Source organism: Epibacterium sp. ABV4_022 (genome assembly GCF_056159345.1).
This window is the reverse complement of record NZ_JBSWVA010000001.1, coordinates 2,187,925-2,203,867: the sequence shown is the minus strand read 5'-3', so window position 1 is coordinate 2,203,867 and position 15,943 is coordinate 2,187,925. Positions and strand designations below refer to the sequence as shown.

The following is a 15,943-nucleotide window of genomic DNA, read 5'->3' as shown; positions in this document are numbered from 1 at the left end:
TCTCGCGCCGCTCAGAAAGGGGCCTCAGAACGGGCCGTCCTCCAGCACGCCATCGGCACTCATCTGCGCATAGAGCAGCCCTTCGCGCAGGCCGCGGTCCGCCACCGACAGCCGGTCCGTGGGCCAGCAGCGCAACAGCGCCTGCAGGATCGCGGCCCCGGACATGATGAGCGCCTGACGGTCCTCGCCAATCCGCGGATCGCGGCGGCGCCCCTGCGGCCCCAGTTCCAGATAGCCGCGGATCACCTTGTCGATCTGATCGGAAGTCATCCGAAGCCCGTCGACCTTGGTGCGGTCATAGCGTTTCAGCCCCAGATGCGAGGCGGCCACCGTGGTGACGGTGCCGGAGGTGCCGACGATCTGGAACCCCTCGCGGGCCTGTTCGTCCTTGTAGGGCGCAAAATCCGACAGGTTTTCCTCGAAGAACCAGCTCATCAGCGCAAAACGGGCGGCGTCATCCTCCACATCGCTGAACTGGTCGCGCAGCGTTGCCACGCCAAGCGGGACGGAAATCCAGTCCACCACCTTGGCGGCGGGAAACGGGCTTTCGGTGCTGTGGAACCCGGCGTGCAGCCGCATGATGGCAGAGGGGCGATCCCGGCGCGCGATCGAGGAGATATCGATCCAGACCAATTCGGTCGAGCCGCCGCCAATGTCCACGACCAGCAGCTGCTCGGTCTTGGTCGACACCAGCGGCGCGCAGGAAATCACCGCCAGGCGGGCCTCCTCCTCGGGCTGGATGATCTCCATCGTCATCCCGGTTTCACGCTTGATCTGGCGCATGAAGTCACGCCCGTTCTTGGCCCGCCGACAGGCTTCTGTCGCGACAAGCCGCATGCGTTTGACCCGGTTGCGGTTGATCTTCTGCTGGCAGATGCGCAACGCCTGAATGGTGCGCGCCATGGAGGACCGGGACAATCGTCCCGTCTTTTCAAGGCCGGAGCCAAGCTGCACCGACTTTGAAAAACTGTCCACCACATGAAAGCCGCTGCCCTTGGGTTGGGCAATCAGCATCCTGCAACTGTTGGTGCCAAGATCCAGCGCTGCATAGAGCGCATCCGGATCCGGCCGGGCTGGTACAGGGGTCTCAACCGCTCTGGGAAACGCTCCTGTACCTTTGGAACGCCTGGGCGCCATGAATCACGCCCTCCGATTATCGTGTTGAGATGACAGTACGTCCGGCGGGGCGGATCTGCAAGGTACTGCCATCAGCCGATTGTTTGATTTGGCACCGGACCTGGTCCGCGCCGGGTTTCGGGCCTCATGATCTTGTTGAAAAATTTGACGTTGCAATTTCTTGGCATCCAAGGGGGCGAACCCGTAGCATGATCCGCAAAAGGTCGCTCATTCCCCTTGTGTTGTCGAAATCCGACGCACCAAGCGATCTGCGGCGCACTAGAAACACGATACGACAGACGTATCGGAAAGGAACGGCAATGCCCGACGTCACCATCGTATATTGGCGCGACATCCCGGCCCAGGTCATCGTGGGCAAGGGGCGGCGTGGTGCAAAACGCCAGCTGGAAGAACGCTTCGAGCAGGCCATCGACCGTGCAGCCATGAAGGTGAACGCCAAGGACAGCGACGCCTATCTTGCGGAATGGCGCAAGGCCGCCCCCGTGACGATCGAAGGGGATCCGGGGGATATCGCCGAAGCCGAGGCGACCCGTCTGGAAGAGGAATATGATCAGGACCGCCTCAAGGCGCTGATCGCAAACGACGGTTGGGCATGACAGCCCTGAGCTCACTATGGGAGGCCGCCATGGCTTTGCTGAACTTCAAGAAACGCGGTTCCGAGACCGAGACCATCGTCAATCCGGACCTTGAGGCCTTCCTCCAGGATTATTCCATCGAGGTGATGCCGCGCACGGCGCAAAAGGTCGAGGATTTCCGCGAGCTGCTGCCCGCCGGCACCCGCGTCTATATCGCCCACATCGAGGGCACCCCGATCGAGGAAATGGTCGCCACCGCCAAACGCCTGAACGACGAGGGCTATCCGGTGATGCCGCATTTCCCGGCGCGTATCATCAAGGATGAAGCCACGCTCGCGGACTGGATCGCCCGTTACCAGGGCGAGGCCGACGTCAAGCAGGCGCTGATGCTTGCGGGCGGTGTGGCGACACCGCATGGCGAGTTCGACAGCTCCATGCAGCTTTTGGAAACCGGCCTCTTTGACAAGGCGGGCTTCACCAATCTGCATGTGGCCGGCCACCCCGAGGGCAACAAGGACATCGACCCCGATGGTTCGATGAAGAACGTCTCCGAAGCGCTGTCCTGGAAACAGAAATTCTCCGAACGCACCGATGCCAAGATGGCCCTGGCGACCCAGTTCGCCTTTGAGGCCAAGCCGATCATCGCCTGGGCGAACGGCCTGAAGGACGCGGGCATCGACCTGCCGATCCACATCGGCATCGCGGGGCCGGCCAAGTTGCAGACGCTGATCAAATTCGCCATCGCCTGCGGTGTCGGCCCGTCGCTGAAAGTGCTGCAAAAACGCGCCATGGATGTGACCAAGCTGATGCTGCCTTACGAGCCCACCGAGGTGCTGACCGAGCTGGCCGCCTACAAGGCGGCAAACCCGGATTTCAACATCACCAACGTGCATTTCTTCCCCCTGGGCGGTATCAAGACCAATGCCACCTGGGCAATCAACAATGGCGGCGAGTCCACGCAGCCTGTAAAACAGCAAGGATAAACAATGACCCGTACTGTCGTAGAATCTAAGTCAAAAACCGCCATTCTGGGCTTTGACCAGCCGTTCTGCGTGATCGGTGAGCGGATCAATCCCACCGGTCGCAAGAAGCTGGCCGCAGAGCTGGAAGCAGGTGATTTCTCCACCGTGGAGAAGGACGCGCTGGCACAGGTGATGGCGGGCGCCAACATCCTCGATATCAACGCGGGCGTTGTCTACAACTCGAACCCGAACCCGAACGAGACCGAGCCGCCGCTGATGACCAAGATCATCGAGCTGGTGCAGGGGCTGACCGACACGCCGCTGTGCATCGACTCCTCGGTTCCCGCCGCGCTTGAGGCTGGGCTACAGGCCGCCGAAGGACGCCCGCTGCTGAACTCCGTCACCGGCGAGGAAGAGCGTCTGGAGCACGTGCTGCCGCTGGTGAAAAAGTACAATGTTCCGGTGGTGGCGATTTCCAACGACGACACCGGCATCTCCGAGGACCCGGATGTGCGCTTTGCGGTGGCCAAGAAGATCGTCGAACGCGCCGCCGATTTCGGCATTCCCGCGCATGACATCGTTGTCGACCCGCTGGTGATGCCGATCGGCGCCATGGCGACCGCCGGCCAGCAGGTTTTTGCCCTGGTGCGCAGGCTGCGCGAGGAGCTGGGCGTGAACACCACCTGCGGCGCTTCCAACGTGTCCTTCGGCCTGCCGAACCGGCACGGCATCAACAACGCCTTCCTGCCGATGGCCATGGGCGCGGGCATGACCTCCGCGATCATGAACCCGGTGGCGCTGCCGGTGACGCAAAAGGCGATTGCCGAGAAGAAGGAACAGGTTGCCGCCGCTGGCATCATCCTGCCCGAAGGCATGGACGACGAGACCTTTGTGACCCTGTTCGGTCTTGGGTCCACTCTGCCGCGCGCCGGCAAGGAGATGGAGGCGATCCGCGCCGCCAACCTGCTGACCAACAATGACCCGCACGGTGGTGACTGGATCAAGTTCAACAAGGCGCCCGCCAAGGAAGGCGAAGAGGCCCGCGGCCGGGGTGGTCGTTCCGGTGGCCGTCGCCGCCGCGCCTGACGCATCGCAAAACAGCAACAAAAAGCCGGGTCACAGCCCGGCTTTTTCAGTCGTGCGCGCAGGATGATGCGCGTGCACCGGCCCCACGGGCGCGGTTATTTCAGGTGATAGGTCAGGGCGTTGCGCACCAGCAGCCTTAGCAGATCCACAGGCGGATCGCTGTCGGGCAAGAAGTGAATGGCCCGGTTTCCCTCATAGCGGAAGGTCTCCGGGAACAGCGCCTGGAAATCCGACATGAGCGTCGTCTGGCAATGGGTGTAGAGGGCAAAGCCACCGCCTTTGGGGCGCCCCAATCGGATCGTCGATCCGGATTTGCTGTCAGGTGTCAGATAGGCAGGCTGCCCCCATTTCAACGTTTCGTCCAGCCGCCCCACCGCCGGGATCTCCTCTGCGGTTGCAAAGATCATGCGGCGTAACGCCAGCAGACCCTGCCGCTCCGGTTCCGGGTAGGCGGCAAAGACCGCTTCGACAGCCGGTGACACAAAGGGGGGTGTTGCATTCAGCATGCCGGGCCACTCCAAAACGCTCGAGGCCGAGCCTAAAGCCGGACCCGGCGCGATGCAACGCGGCGGTCTGCTCCGTATCCTGCAAATGGTGGAGGATCCTGCAATCGCTGGAAGATGTGGGCGGGGATAAGTGGCGGAGAGACAGGGATTCGAACCCTGGGTGCCCGTGAAGGCACAACGGTTTTCGAGACCGCCCCGTTCGACCACTCCGGCACCTCTCCGCGGGGGGTGTGAGGGCGTTTAAAGGTGATTTTCACTGCGTGCAAGGGGCGATTTCACAGTTATATCAAGAAAGTCGGATTTTGGTTTGCGGATGCGGATCGCGCCCCTACATTTGTGCCATGACCGAACCGTTCTCAGCGCGTCTGCGCCCCGCCTCAGTTGTATCGTTCCTGCTGCACGGTGTCTTTGCCGCCGCATTGAGCGTTGCGGTTTTGCTGCCGGCAAAAGCCGAAGCGGCGGATCGCGACCAGATCAAGGCATTTCTGGAGGTCACCGGTTTTGACGTGGCGCTGGACAGCATTGCGCAATCCGCGGGCGACGCGCCCATGATACTCGGCGCCGACGCCGGAGATTTCGGGCTGGAGTGGGAGCGGCTGACCGCAGAAGTGTTCGACACCGACCAGATGCAGGCCACCGCCCTGGACATCCTCGAAGAGACCCTCTCGACGGAGGCGCTATTCTTTGCGGCGGAGTTTTATGCCAGCGACCTGGGGCAGCGGCTTGTCGCGGTCGAGAATGCCTCGCATATGGCGACTGATGGCGAGGACACCCGTGCCGCCGGTGAACGCATCGTCAGCACCCTGATCGAAGAGGATGATCCGCGGGTTGCGCTCTATCAGGATATGAACCTGGCGATCGGCGGCACCGAGACGGCGCTTCGTGCGGTTCAGGAAATCCAGTTCCGCTTCCTGATGGCGGCCTCGGCAGCCGGCGTCATCGACATGCAGATCGACGCCGAAGGGCTGCGCGCCCTGATGAAGGCCCAGGAGGATGAGATGCGCCGTGAGATGGCAGCCTCCAGCCTGGCGCATTCCGCCTATCTCTATCGCGACTTCACCACCGAGGAGGTTGCGACCTATGTCGAGGCGCTGGAGCACCCGCTGATGCAGGAGGTCTATCAGCTGCTGAATGCGATCCAGTACGAGATTCAGGCCAATCGGTTCGAGGAGCTTGCCCATCGGATGCGGGATTTGCAGCCAGTGCAGGAGCTGTGATCCGGGGCCACGACGGTCGCTGTGGATATTTTTCACCTGAGCCCGAACAGAAGGGTTGACTTCAAGCGCCAACAGGGTCAAAAGCCCGCATCCCGGCCCGGACTCTCCGCGCCGGGGTTTTATTGTCATACCGTCCCGTTCTCGGGGCGCGCTGTTCGAGGTGAGGGGGCGAGGCCCCGTCGCAAACGCCCGAAAGGGGACCGAAGGACGCGGGTAGAAAAGGAAAGACTGAAATGTTCGCAGTCCTCAAGACCGGCGGCAAGCAGTACAAAGTTCAGGCGGGCGATATGCTCCGCGTGGAAAAACTGGCTGCAGACGCTGGCGAAACCGTTCAATTCAATGACGTTCTGATGATCGGTGGCGATGCCCCCGTCGTTGGTGCTCCGTTTGTGTCCGGCGCCGCCGTGCAGGCGGAAGTGGTCGAACAGATCAAAGGTGACAAGGTCATCAAGTTCGTCAAGCGTCGTCGTAAGCACTCCTCCAAGCGTACTGTCGGTCACCGTCAGAAGCTGACCCTGGTCAAGATCACCGAGATCCTGTCCTCCGGTGCGGATGCCTCCGGCGTCAAAGCGGCAACCGGTAAAGGCGATGCAGCACCCGCTGCCAAAGCCGCGCCGAAAGCCAAGGCTGCCAAAGCCGCTGCCCCCGCAGCTGCTGCCGGTTCCGACGATCTGACCCAGCTGACCGGTGTTGGCCCTGCCGCCGCCAAGAAGCTGGAGGCCGCTGGCCTCACCACCTTCGCTCAGATCGCAGCCTTGTCTGAAGACGACATTGCTGGTATCGACGCCGTCAAGATCAAACCCGAGTGGGTTGAGCAGGCCAAAGAGCTGGCTCAAGGCTAAGGAGAGACAAGAATGGCACATAAAAAAGCTGGCGGTTCGTCCCGTAACGGTCGCGACTCCGCAGGTCGTCGTCTTGGCGTGAAACTTTATGGTGGTCAGTCTGCAATCGCGGGCAACATCATCGTGCGTCAGCGCGGCACCAAGTTCTGGCCGGGCGAAGGCGTTGGTATTGGCAAAGATCACACCATCTTTGCGACCGCCAACGGCAACGTGACCTTCCACAAGGGCCTCAAGGGCCGCACCTTTATTTCGGTTCTCCCGGCGGCGGAGGCCGCTGAGTAAACCGAACCCAAAGGGTAATAAAATCTTCAGGGGGATCGGTTAAAAGACCGGTCCCTCTTTTCGTTTCTGGATGGACCTGTCGGATCGTACCGCAAGTGCGTGAAAACGCGACTTGTTTCCCATTCCGGCACTTCCCATCTCATTGGCAAGGGGATGGAGGAGCAAAGTCCCAGTCTTGCCGCAGTTTGAGTTTTTTGAGGAGGAGCGTGGTCATGGGTTTGGATCAGGCAGATCGGCAAACCATCATCGAGGCAGATCGTTTTGATCTGCGGCCGCTGCGGCCGTCGGATGCGGGTTTGATCGAACATTATGCAGGGGACGCGCGGGTCGCCAAGATGACAGCGCCGATCCCGCATCCCTATCCCCCCGGCGCGGCAGAAGCCTATGTCAGCCGGGCGATGGAGGCTGCGCAGGGCGAATTCATCTGGGCGATGGATGGCACCAAGGACGGCAGTCCCGAGCTGATGGGGGTGATTTCCCTGAAATCCATGGACCGCAACCAGTCCGAGGTCGGCTACTGGGTGGCGCCGCCGTTCTGGAACACCGGGCTGGCCTCCAAGGCGGTGCAATTGCTGGTCGAAGCCAACCCCTTGGGGGATGCGACCATGTTCGCCAGCGTGTTTCAGGACAATCCGGCGTCGGCGCGGGTTCTGGCGCATTGCGGGTTCGAATACCTGGGCGATGCGGAGGATTTCTCTGTCGCGCGCAACGCCAATGTCCCGACCTGGACCTACAGCCGCAAGCTGTAACCCCGCGGTCAGCCGGCGACAGACATCGCGGACGCGCTGATGCGGGTCCGCGTTTTTTATGGTCTGCTTTCTGTCGACCGCTACGGGCCGCGCCACCAACACAGACGCAGGGTTGAGCCATCCCCTTAATTCAAGTATTGGCGATCCAACTCGAACACAGAGGCCTACTCATGAAATTCCTCGATCTGGCAAAGGTCTACATTCGCTCCGGCGCCGGCGGGAACGGTTGCGTCAGCTTTCGGCGCGAGAAATACATCGAATACGGTGGCCCCGATGGCGGTGACGGCGGCAAGGGCGGCTCGGTTTGGGCCGAGGCCGTGGATGGGCTGAACACGCTTATCGATTTCCGCTATCAGCAGCATTTCTTTGCAAAAAACGGCCAGTCCGGCATGGGGCGCCAGCGCTCCGGCAAGGACGGGGACGAGATTGTACTGCGGGTGCCGGTGGGCACCGAGATCCTCGACGAGGATGAAGAAACGGTGCTGGCGGACCTCACAGAGGTCGGCGAACGCGTGCTGCTCGCCAAGGGCGGCAACGGTGGCTTTGGCAACCTGCACTTCAAATCCTCCACCAACCAGGCGCCGCGCCGCGCCAACCCCGGTCAGGAGGGCGTCGAGCGCACCATCTGGCTGCGGCTGAAGCTGATCGCGGATGCGGGGCTTTTGGGATTGCCGAATGCGGGCAAGTCGACGTTCCTGTCGTCCACATCGAACGCGCGGCCCAAGATTGCCGATTATCCCTTCACCACGCTGCACCCGAACCTCGGGGTGGTGGGGATTGATAACACTGAATTTGTGATGGCGGATATTCCCGGCCTGATCGAAGGCGCGCATGAAGGCCGCGGCATCGGTGACCGCTTTCTGGGCCATGTGGAACGCTGCGCGGTGTTGCTGCATCTGGTCGACGGCACGTCCGAGACCGTGGCCGAGGACTACCGCACCATCATCAACGAGCTTGAGGCCTATGGCGGCGAACTTGCCGACAAGCCCCGGGTGACAGCCCTGAACAAGATCGACGCGCTGGATGACGAGGAACGTGCCGAGGCGCGTGCCGCACTTGAGGCCGAGGTGGGCGCACCGGTGCGGATGATGTCCAGCGTCAGCCGCGAGGGTCTTGACGAGGTGCTGCGGGCCGTACGGGCCGAGATCGACGATGACCGCCTGCGGATCAAACAGGCGGAGGCGTCCGAGGAGGAGGACACCCCTTGGCAGCCCTGAACACGGCGCGTCGTGTCGTCATCAAGATCGGCTCTGCGCTGCTGGTGGATCGCACCAGCGGCGCGTTGCGGCAGGACTGGCTCCTGTCGCTGGCGCAGGATGTCGCGCGCCTCAAAGAGCAGGACAAGGATGTGATCCTCGTGTCCTCGGGATCGATTGCGCTGGGGCGCGGTGCATTGGGCCTGCCGCGTGCCGATCTGCCGCTGGAGCAATCGCAGGCCGCCGCTGCCGTAGGCCAAATCCGCCTCGCGCGCGCCTATGAGGAGGCGCTGGCCCCGCATGGCATCACCACCGCGCAGGTATTGGTGACACTGGAGGATAGCGAAAACCGCCGCCGTTACCTCAATTCCCGCGCCACGCTGGAGACCCTGATCGGGCTGGGCGCGGTGCCCATCGTCAATGAAAACGACACCATCGCCACCGACGAGATCCGCTATGGCGACAATGATCGCCTTGCGGCGCAGGTCGCGGTGACGGTGGAGGCAGATGTCTTGATCCTGCTGTCGGATGTGGACGGGTTCTACAGCGCCAATCCGGCGCTTGATCCCCACGCCAAGCGGTTTGATCGCATCGAAACCATCACGCCCGAAATTGAGGCGATGGCGGGTGACGGGGTCTCTGGCCTGTCCAAGGGCGGCATGATCACCAAACTGCTGGCGGCCAAGATGGCGACCGCCGCGGGCTGTGCCATGGCGATCACCGAAGGCTCGGTGATGTCGCCGGTTGCTGCGCTCGACGCGGGTGCGCCCTCGACGTGGTTCACCGCCCAAGGGGATCCGCAGGTGGCGCGCAAACGCTGGATCGCCGCGATGAAGACCCGCGGTGTGATCACCGTGGACGAGGGCGCCGCCAAGGCGCTGCAAAATGGAAACAGTCTGCTGCCCGCTGGGGTGCGTCATGTGGAGGGTGACTTTGGCCGCGGGGATCCGCTGGCCATCCTCGGCCCAGACGGGCGCAAACTGGGGCAGGGGCTCAGCCGGTATACGGCAGAGGAAGCCCGCGCCATCCAGGGGCATCGCTCCGCTGACATCGAGGACATCCTCGGCTATGCGGGGCGCGCGGCCTTGATCCATCGGGATGACATGGCGCTTTGATCCTGTCATTCTGAGCATGCGAGATTTCCCATCGCCGCGCGACGTGGCGGTGCGGCTCGGACCCCGCCTGGGGAAACAAAGGGCAAAGACATGAAAGATCTGGAAAATATTCCCGCGTTGATGACAGACATCGGCACGCGCGCCAAAGCGGCTGCGCAACAGCTCGCCACCGCTAGCGCGGCACAGAAAGAACAGGCACTGACCGCTGCCGCAGATGAAGTCTGGGCCAAGCGCGAGGACATTATCGCCGCCAATGCCAAGGATCTGGAGTTTGGTCGCGACAAGGGGCTGTCCTCTGCGATGATGGACCGGCTGATGCTGGATGAGGCGCGTATTCAGGGTATCGTCGATGGGTTGCGCGCAGTTGCTGCGCAGGACGACCCCGTCGGTGCGGTGATGGAAGAATGGACGCAGCCCACCGGCCTGCGTATCCAACGTGTGCGCACCCCGCTTGGGGTGATCGGCGTGATCTATGAAAGCCGCCCCAATGTGACCGCGGACGCGGGCGCGCTATGCCTCAAATCCGGCAACGCGGTGATCCTGCGCGGCGGCTCTGAGAGCCTGCATTCGGCGCAGGCAATCCATGGCTGTCTGGCCGCCGGGCTGCGGGCTGCGGGTCTACCCGAGGACGCCGTGCAACTGGTGCCGACCCGTGATCGCGCGGCGGTGCAGGAGCTTTTGACCATGACCGACTACGTGGATGTGATTGTTCCGCGTGGCGGCAAGGGGCTGGTCGGGCTGGTGCAACGCGAGGCCCGCGTGCCGGTCTTTGCCCATCTCGAGGGCATCGTACACATCTACATCGACAAACACGCCGACCGCAAAAAGGCGATCGATGTGGTCCTGAACGCCAAGACCCGGCGCACCGGTATTTGCGGCGCTGCGGAATGCCTGCTGATCCATCAGGATGTGGCCGAGACCATCGGCAAGGACGTGCTGGAGCTACTCGCCATGGGCGGGGTCGAAATCCACGCCGAAGAGGGCCTGCCCGGCCCGGACAGCATGCAGGTCGCCACGTCCGAGGATTGGGGCAAGGAATACCTCGATGCGATTATTGCCGCCAAGAAAGTGGCAAGCATCGACGAGGCGATTGCCCATATCCGCAGCTATCACTCGGCCCACACCGATTGCATCATCACCGAGGATGACGCAGCCGTGGCGCAATTCTTTGCGGAGCTGGACAGCGCCATCCTGATGCACAATGCCTCCACCCAGTTTGCCGATGGCGGCGAGTTCGGCATGGGGGCGGAGATCGGCATTGCCACCGGCAAGATGCATGCCCGTGGTCCGGTGGGGGCAACGCAGCTGACCAGTTTCAAATATCTGGTCCGCGGCGACGGCACCGTGCGCACCTAACAGGCGGAAGCGCCTTAAAAGCCAACAACGCCGCGGCAGACTGCGCGGCGTTGTTCAACGTTTCAGACAAGCCTCCCGCGCAAGAGGCGGGGCATCGGCCTAGAAGCTGATCGAGACCTTGTCGACGGTCTGATCGAAACTCACCCGCCGTCCGGCCTCGCGCGCCGCTTCCGGCAGCAGGGCAAACTGGATCAGGGCCGGTGTGATCTCGGCACTGTGGTCCTGGCCGCTCAAGCCCGACCAGAGCGTCTCGTCGACATTGATCTTGCGCCCTTCGCCCACCACGGTCCAGCTGTCGCTGCTGCGCAGGATCTGCACGGTGCCGCCATAGGGCAGGGCGGTTTCCAGGCACAGCGCCGCCAGAAAGGCCATGCGGACCTCGCGCCGTGCGGCCGCCCCGTCGGAGGACCAGTTGTACTTGATCCGCCCGCCCTTGCTGACATCGGCGAGCACGCTTTCGACTTCTGCGCGGCCCAGTTCCTGTTCACCGGCAGCGCCAAAGGCGACCCGGAAGAAACGGATGCGGGCATTGGCGTTGTTGACGCTGTCCGAGATCAGTTCCAACTCCGGGCCGTCCAACGTGTTGGACATGCCCAGCAGCTCCAGGCCGTTGTTGATGGCCCCCACAGGGCTGATCAGATCGTGACAGATCCGAGAGCCTACCAATGCGGCCAAATTGGCGTTATCTACACCCATAACTTTCCTCCAATAGGGTCATCCCGATATGAACGACCTCAACGCGATCCTGGCCCCCGGCATGTTTGTGCGCCATCCCGATCACCCGGAGTGGGGCGTCGGGCAGGTGCAGTCAAACGTGGGCGGCAAGATCACAGTCAATTTTCCCGACCAGGGCAAAGTCGTCTTTGACGGTGCGCGCGTTGCCCTTGTTCCAGTCTTTGATCCGTAAAAACGGTTTATGAAAGGTTAACCAATCACAGACAAGTGTGCATATATCTTGCGCGCGAACATGCCGATGGGCTATTTGCCCGCCACAGATCAGGGGTAGAACAGACTTATGCACGATGGCGCGCCGCAATTCACCGTAAGGATTGCCGAAACGGACGAGGACCTCAGAGCCGCGCAGGCGCTGCGCTACGAGGTTTTTGTGCGCGAACTCGGCGGCAGTGGCGATCTCGTGGACCACGAGGCCGGGCTGGAACAGGACAAGTTCGACCCGTATTTCGATCACATGCTGGTCAGCGACACCAGCACCGACGAGGTGGTCGGCGTGTACCGGCTGTTGCGCAGCGATCAGGCTGCGGCGCTGGGGCAGTTCTACTCCGAAGACGAATACGACCTGACCCCGCTGCGTCAGTCCGGGCGCAGGCTGCTGGAGCTTGGGCGCTCCTGCCTGCACCGCGACTACCGTGGCGGCATGGCCATGTTCCACCTCTGGAACGGTCTGGCGGAGTATGTGGCCGCGCATGACATCGAGGTGCTGTTTGGCGTCGCGTCCTTCCACGGCACCGATCCCGCCGCGCTGGCACAGCCGCTGTCGATGCTGAACGCCAACCATCTGGCGCCCGAGGATCTCCGGGTGCGGTCGACCCGCTATCAGTCGATGGATCTGCTGCCGCCAGAGCAGATCGACCGGCGCAGCGCGATGCTGGAGACCCCGGCGCTGATCAAGGCCTATCTGCGGCTCGGGGGCTTTGTGGGCGATGGCGCGTTTGTCGATCATGACTTCAACACCACCGATGTGTGCCTGATCCTCGATACCGCGCGGATGAATGCGCGTCAGAGCCGGATCTACACCCGGGGCAGCAGCGCGGAATGAGCGTCAGCTGGAACAGCGATACTCCACCGGACACGATGACACTGTCCGGGCGCGACTGGATGCGTGCCTTGCGGCGCGGCGTGCCGCTGGCGGTGTTGATCTTTGGCGGGCTGGTGCTGTTGCTGTTGATCCGGCTGGTCGAACGCCCGCTGTGTGGCCTGCATCGGCCAGTCAGCCCCGCGATCACGATGTTTGTCTGCCGCAACGCCTTTCGCATCCTCGGTCTGTCCTTCAAGGCGACAGGCGCCCCGATGTCGCAGCCCGGGATCGTGGTGGCAAACCATACCTCCTGGCTCGACATATTTGCACTCAACGCCACCAAGCGGATCTATTTCGTGTCGAAATCCGAGGTCGCCGCATGGCCCGGGATCGGCTGGCTGGCACGGGCCACCGGCACGGTGTTCATTGATCGCGACCGGTCTCAGGCCAGCGCGCAGAAAACCCTTTTTGCCGAGCGGCTGAAAGCCGGGCACAAGCTGCTGTTCTTCCCGGAAGGGACCTCCACCGACGGCTTGCAGGTGCTGCCCTTCAAGACCACGCTGTTTGCCTCTCTGTTTGACGCGGATCTGCGGGATCGGCTCCATGTGCAGCCGGTTTCGGTGGTCTTTCACGCACCCGATGGCGCTGATCCGCGTTACTACGGCTGGTGGGGGGATATGGAATTTGGCCCGCATGTGTTGAAGGTTCTCGCCACACGCGCCCCCGGGCGGGTGGAACTGCGTTATCACAGCCCGCTGGCGGTGCGCGACTTTGCGGATCGCAAGTCACTGGCCCGCGCCTGTGGCGACATCGTGCGCGCCGGACATCAGGCCCTGCGCAGGGATGTGCTGGAACAGCGTTGATGCCGCGCTTTTGCGCTTGCGCTGCTGCCCAAGCTGGCTTATACGCGCGCCATCGAACCCGCAGGCGGGGTTTGGCCTGTCCAGGGGAGACATCCCTGACAGACCGCCGGTTGGAGGCATCCGCTTCTGAACCCCCGCCGAGGATTAAACCGGAAAGGATAGAATAGCATGGCTCTTCCCGAGTTCTCCATGCGTCAGCTGCTGGAAGCTGGCGTTCACTTTGGTCACCAGACTCAGCGCTGGAACCCGCGCATGTCGCCCTTCATCTACGGCGCGCGCAACGGCATCCACATCATGGACCTCACCCAGACCGTTCCGATGCTGGATCAGGCGCTGAACGCGATCCGTGAAACCGTTGCCAAGGGTGGCCGCGTTCTCTTTGTTGGCACCAAGCGTCAGGCCGCAGCGCCGATCGCCGAAGCCGCAGAGAAATCCGCGCAGTATTACATGAACCACCGCTGGCTCGGCGGCACGCTGACCAACTGGAAAACCGTGTCCCAGTCGATCAACCGTCTGAAAGAGATCGACGAGCGCATGGCAGCCGGCGCCGAAGGCCTGACCAAGAAAGAGCGTCTGGGCATGGAACGCGACCAGCAGAAGCTGCAAGCCTCGCTCGGCGGCATCCGCGACATGGGCGGCATCCCGGATCTTCTCTTCGTCATCGACGTGAAGAAAGAATCCCTGGCGATTGCCGAAGCCAACAAGCTGGGCATCCCGGTTGTGGCCATCGTCGACACCAACTGCTCCCCGGAAGGTGTGGACTACATCATCCCCGGCAACGATGACGCGGCGCGTGCGATCTCGCTCTACTGCGATCTCGTATCCCGTGCGGCTCTGGACGGCATGTCCGCCCAGCTTGGCGCGGCCGGTGTTGACCTTGGTGCCTTGGAAGAAGCACCGGTCGAAGAAGCCGTCGCGGAAGAGGCCGCTGAGGCCTGATCCGACAGCCTGTCATCGATTTGACATGCGGGGCAGGGTAGACCTGCCCCAAACCGCATTTGACTTGAGGAGAGCCCAAGATGGCAATCACTGCAGCAATGGTGAAAGAACTGCGCGAATCCACCGGCGCAGGCATGATGGACGCGAAAAAAGCACTGGTCGAAAACGACGGCGACATGGAAGCTGCCGTTGACTGGCTGCGCACCAAGGGCCTCGCCAAAGCGGCCAAGAAATCCGGCCGTACCGCCGCAGAAGGCCTGGTGGCCGTGGTCGTCGACGGCGGCAAAGGTGTTGCTGTCGAGGTGAACTCCGAAACCGACTTCGTCGCGAAAAACGGCGAATTCCAGGAGATGGTCGCCGGCATCGCCAAGGCAGCCCTGTCCGTGGACACCGTCGAAGCGCTGGCCGAAGCCGATCTGGGTGGCAAATCCGTTGCCAACACCCTGACCGACAAGATCGCCACCATCGGCGAGAACATGACCCTGCGTCGCATGGCGAAGCTGGAAGGTGAAACCGTCGTGTCCTACGTGCACAACGCGGCCACCGACGGCATGGGCAAAATCGGCGTTCTGGTCGCACTGACCGGCGGCGATGAAGCCATCGGCAAGCAGGTCGCGATGCACATCGCAGCCGTGAACCCGGCGGCCCTGTCCGAGGCGGACATGGATCCGGCGCTGGTCGAGAAAGAGCGTCAGGTTCAGATCGACATCGCCCGCGAATCCGGCAAGCCGGAGCAGGTCATCGAAAAGATGATCGACGGTCGCATGAAGAAATTCGTCGCCGAATCCACCCTGCTGAACCAGCAGTTCGTGGTGAACCCGGACCTGACCGTGGAAGCCGCAGCCAAGGAAGCGGGCGCCACCATCACCGGCTTCATCCGCGTTGAGGTTGGCGAAGGCATCGAAGTCGAAAAAGAAGACTTCGCAGCAGAAGTGGCCAAAGCCGCTCAGGGCTAAGCCCGGCTCCACTGCCAAGATCTTGCCCCCCGGTGCCTCTGTGCGCCGGGGGTTTTTCGTTTTGGGCGCTCGTCGGACGCCCAAGCCACGGGCAGAGCGGCACGCAACAATGCCCGCTGAGCGCGGGGTCCGTCCTGGTGACGTATGACGTTAGATGTGTGGAATATCTCCGGTCGTTGGCATGGAACAATACACACCAACGACCGGACAGGTCGGAGAGCCCTGTAATTTCAAGGATCGTTTCCCGTAGTTCCCAGGCTAAGCCACCACTCACGGAACGCCTAGATTATGTCGTTTTAACGCATAAGGCGAAAGTCTTGATTTCCTTACCTCTTCGCGTGTGTACTTCAGGGAAGGATCAACAAAACGTCGTAAAAATGTTGCCTCTGGCGGATCGGTTCCGGAT

Annotated in this window: 18 protein-coding genes and 1 tRNA gene; 15 read left to right on the top strand and 4 right to left on the bottom strand. The window is 62.3% G+C overall.

Going from position 1 to position 15,943, the window contains the following annotated elements:
• Positions 1 to 24: 24 nt before the first annotated feature.
• On the bottom strand, positions 25 to 1,137 hold the full coding sequence (locus ACXAF5_RS10400; protein ID WP_474946524.1) for a Ppx/GppA phosphatase family protein: 1,113 nt from the start codon (positions 1,135 to 1,137) through the stop codon (positions 25 to 27).
• A 299-nt stretch (positions 1,138 to 1,436) separates the two neighbouring features.
• Between ACXAF5_RS10400 and ACXAF5_RS10395 the strand changes: the two genes are divergently transcribed.
• The 3 genes from ACXAF5_RS10395 to ACXAF5_RS10385 are packed head-to-tail and all read left to right on the top strand — an operon-like array spanning position 1,437 to position 3,760.
• The gene (locus ACXAF5_RS10395) at positions 1,437 to 1,733 is read left to right on the top strand and encodes a virulence factor (protein WP_239320110.1); all 297 of its coding nucleotides are present in this window, start codon (positions 1,437 to 1,439) and stop codon (positions 1,731 to 1,733) included.
• A 29-nt stretch (positions 1,734 to 1,762) separates the two neighbouring features.
• The gene (locus tag ACXAF5_RS10390) at positions 1,763 to 2,695 is read left to right on the top strand and encodes a methylenetetrahydrofolate reductase (protein ID WP_474947826.1); all 933 of its coding nucleotides are present in this window, start codon (positions 1,763 to 1,765) and stop codon (positions 2,693 to 2,695) included.
• A 3-nt stretch (positions 2,696 to 2,698) separates the two neighbouring features.
• The gene (locus ACXAF5_RS10385) at positions 2,699 to 3,760 is read left to right on the top strand and encodes a methyltetrahydrofolate cobalamin methyltransferase (RefSeq protein WP_239359434.1); all 1,062 of its coding nucleotides are present in this window, start codon (positions 2,699 to 2,701) and stop codon (positions 3,758 to 3,760) included.
• A 95-nt stretch (positions 3,761 to 3,855) separates the two neighbouring features.
• Here ACXAF5_RS10385 and ACXAF5_RS10380 read toward each other — a convergent pair whose 3' ends face one another.
• Positions 3,856 to 4,266, bottom strand: coding sequence for a DUF1801 domain-containing protein (locus ACXAF5_RS10380; RefSeq protein WP_474946523.1), 411 nt, complete (start codon positions 4,264 to 4,266; stop codon positions 3,856 to 3,858).
• A gap of 131 nt (positions 4,267 to 4,397) precedes the next feature.
• A tRNA-Ser gene (locus ACXAF5_RS10375) sits at positions 4,398 to 4,487 on the bottom strand.
• Positions 4,488 to 4,607: 120 nt separating this feature from the next.
• Here ACXAF5_RS10375 and ACXAF5_RS10370 point away from each other — a divergent pair.
• From ACXAF5_RS10370 to ACXAF5_RS10340, 7 genes are all read left to right on the top strand, one after another.
• Entirely contained in the window at positions 4,608 to 5,483 is an 876-nt protein-coding gene (locus ACXAF5_RS10370; RefSeq protein ID WP_474946522.1) for a DUF2059 domain-containing protein, read from the top strand.
• Positions 5,484 to 5,716: 233 nt separating this feature from the next.
• Positions 5,717 to 6,325: a 50S ribosomal protein L21 gene (locus ACXAF5_RS10365; protein WP_239320121.1), complete on the top strand. Its 609-nt coding sequence runs from the start codon at positions 5,717 to 5,719 to the stop codon at positions 6,323 to 6,325.
• Positions 6,326 to 6,337: 12 nt separating this feature from the next.
• A complete protein-coding gene (gene rpmA / locus ACXAF5_RS10360; RefSeq protein ID WP_005611266.1) occupies positions 6,338 to 6,607 on the top strand; it encodes a 50S ribosomal protein L27 in 270 nt (89 codons plus the stop codon).
• A 212-nt stretch (positions 6,608 to 6,819) separates the two neighbouring features.
• Entirely contained in the window at positions 6,820 to 7,356 is a 537-nt protein-coding gene (locus tag ACXAF5_RS10355; RefSeq protein ID WP_239320123.1) for a GNAT family N-acetyltransferase, read from the top strand.
• A 170-nt stretch (positions 7,357 to 7,526) separates the two neighbouring features.
• Entirely contained in the window at positions 7,527 to 8,573 is a 1,047-nt protein-coding gene (gene obgE, locus ACXAF5_RS10350; RefSeq protein WP_239320125.1) for a GTPase ObgE, read from the top strand.
• Positions 8,561 to 9,667: a glutamate 5-kinase gene (gene proB / locus ACXAF5_RS10345; RefSeq protein ID WP_474946521.1), complete on the top strand. Its 1,107-nt coding sequence runs from the start codon at positions 8,561 to 8,563 to the stop codon at positions 9,665 to 9,667. The genes obgE and proB overlap by 13 nt, the downstream gene beginning before the upstream one ends.
• 90 nt (positions 9,668 to 9,757) lie before the next feature.
• The gene (locus ACXAF5_RS10340; RefSeq protein WP_474946520.1) at positions 9,758 to 11,023 is read left to right on the top strand and encodes a glutamate-5-semialdehyde dehydrogenase; all 1,266 of its coding nucleotides are present in this window, start codon (positions 9,758 to 9,760) and stop codon (positions 11,021 to 11,023) included.
• 99 nt (positions 11,024 to 11,122) lie between these two features.
• Here ACXAF5_RS10340 and ACXAF5_RS10335 read toward each other — a convergent pair whose 3' ends face one another.
• Positions 11,123 to 11,719, bottom strand: coding sequence for a histidine phosphotransferase family protein (locus ACXAF5_RS10335; RefSeq protein WP_474946519.1), 597 nt, complete (start codon positions 11,717 to 11,719; stop codon positions 11,123 to 11,125).
• Between the two features lie 28 nt (positions 11,720 to 11,747).
• Between ACXAF5_RS10335 and ACXAF5_RS10330 the strand changes: the two genes are divergently transcribed.
• The 5 genes from ACXAF5_RS10330 to tsf all read left to right on the top strand — a co-directional run bounded on the left by ACXAF5_RS10330 (position 11,748) and on the right by tsf (position 15,537).
• Positions 11,748 to 11,930 (top strand): DUF3553 domain-containing protein, encoded by a 183-nt coding sequence (locus ACXAF5_RS10330; protein WP_239320132.1) that lies wholly within the window; start codon positions 11,748 to 11,750, stop codon positions 11,928 to 11,930.
• 108 nt (positions 11,931 to 12,038) lie between these two features.
• Positions 12,039 to 12,800 (top strand): L-ornithine N(alpha)-acyltransferase, encoded by a 762-nt coding sequence (gene olsB / locus ACXAF5_RS10325; protein WP_474946518.1) that lies wholly within the window; start codon positions 12,039 to 12,041, stop codon positions 12,798 to 12,800.
• The gene (gene olsA, locus ACXAF5_RS10320; RefSeq protein WP_474946517.1) at positions 12,797 to 13,642 is read left to right on the top strand and encodes a lyso-ornithine lipid O-acyltransferase; all 846 of its coding nucleotides are present in this window, start codon (positions 12,797 to 12,799) and stop codon (positions 13,640 to 13,642) included. The genes olsB and olsA overlap by 4 nt, the downstream gene beginning before the upstream one ends.
• A 168-nt stretch (positions 13,643 to 13,810) precedes the next feature.
• Positions 13,811 to 14,581, top strand: coding sequence for a 30S ribosomal protein S2 (rpsB, locus tag ACXAF5_RS10315; RefSeq protein WP_474946516.1), 771 nt, complete (start codon positions 13,811 to 13,813; stop codon positions 14,579 to 14,581).
• Between the two features lie 80 nt (positions 14,582 to 14,661).
• Positions 14,662 to 15,537, top strand: a complete 876-nt coding sequence (gene tsf / locus ACXAF5_RS10310; protein WP_474946515.1) for a translation elongation factor Ts — start codon at positions 14,662 to 14,664, stop codon at positions 15,535 to 15,537.
• Positions 15,538 to 15,943 lie beyond the last annotated feature (406 nt).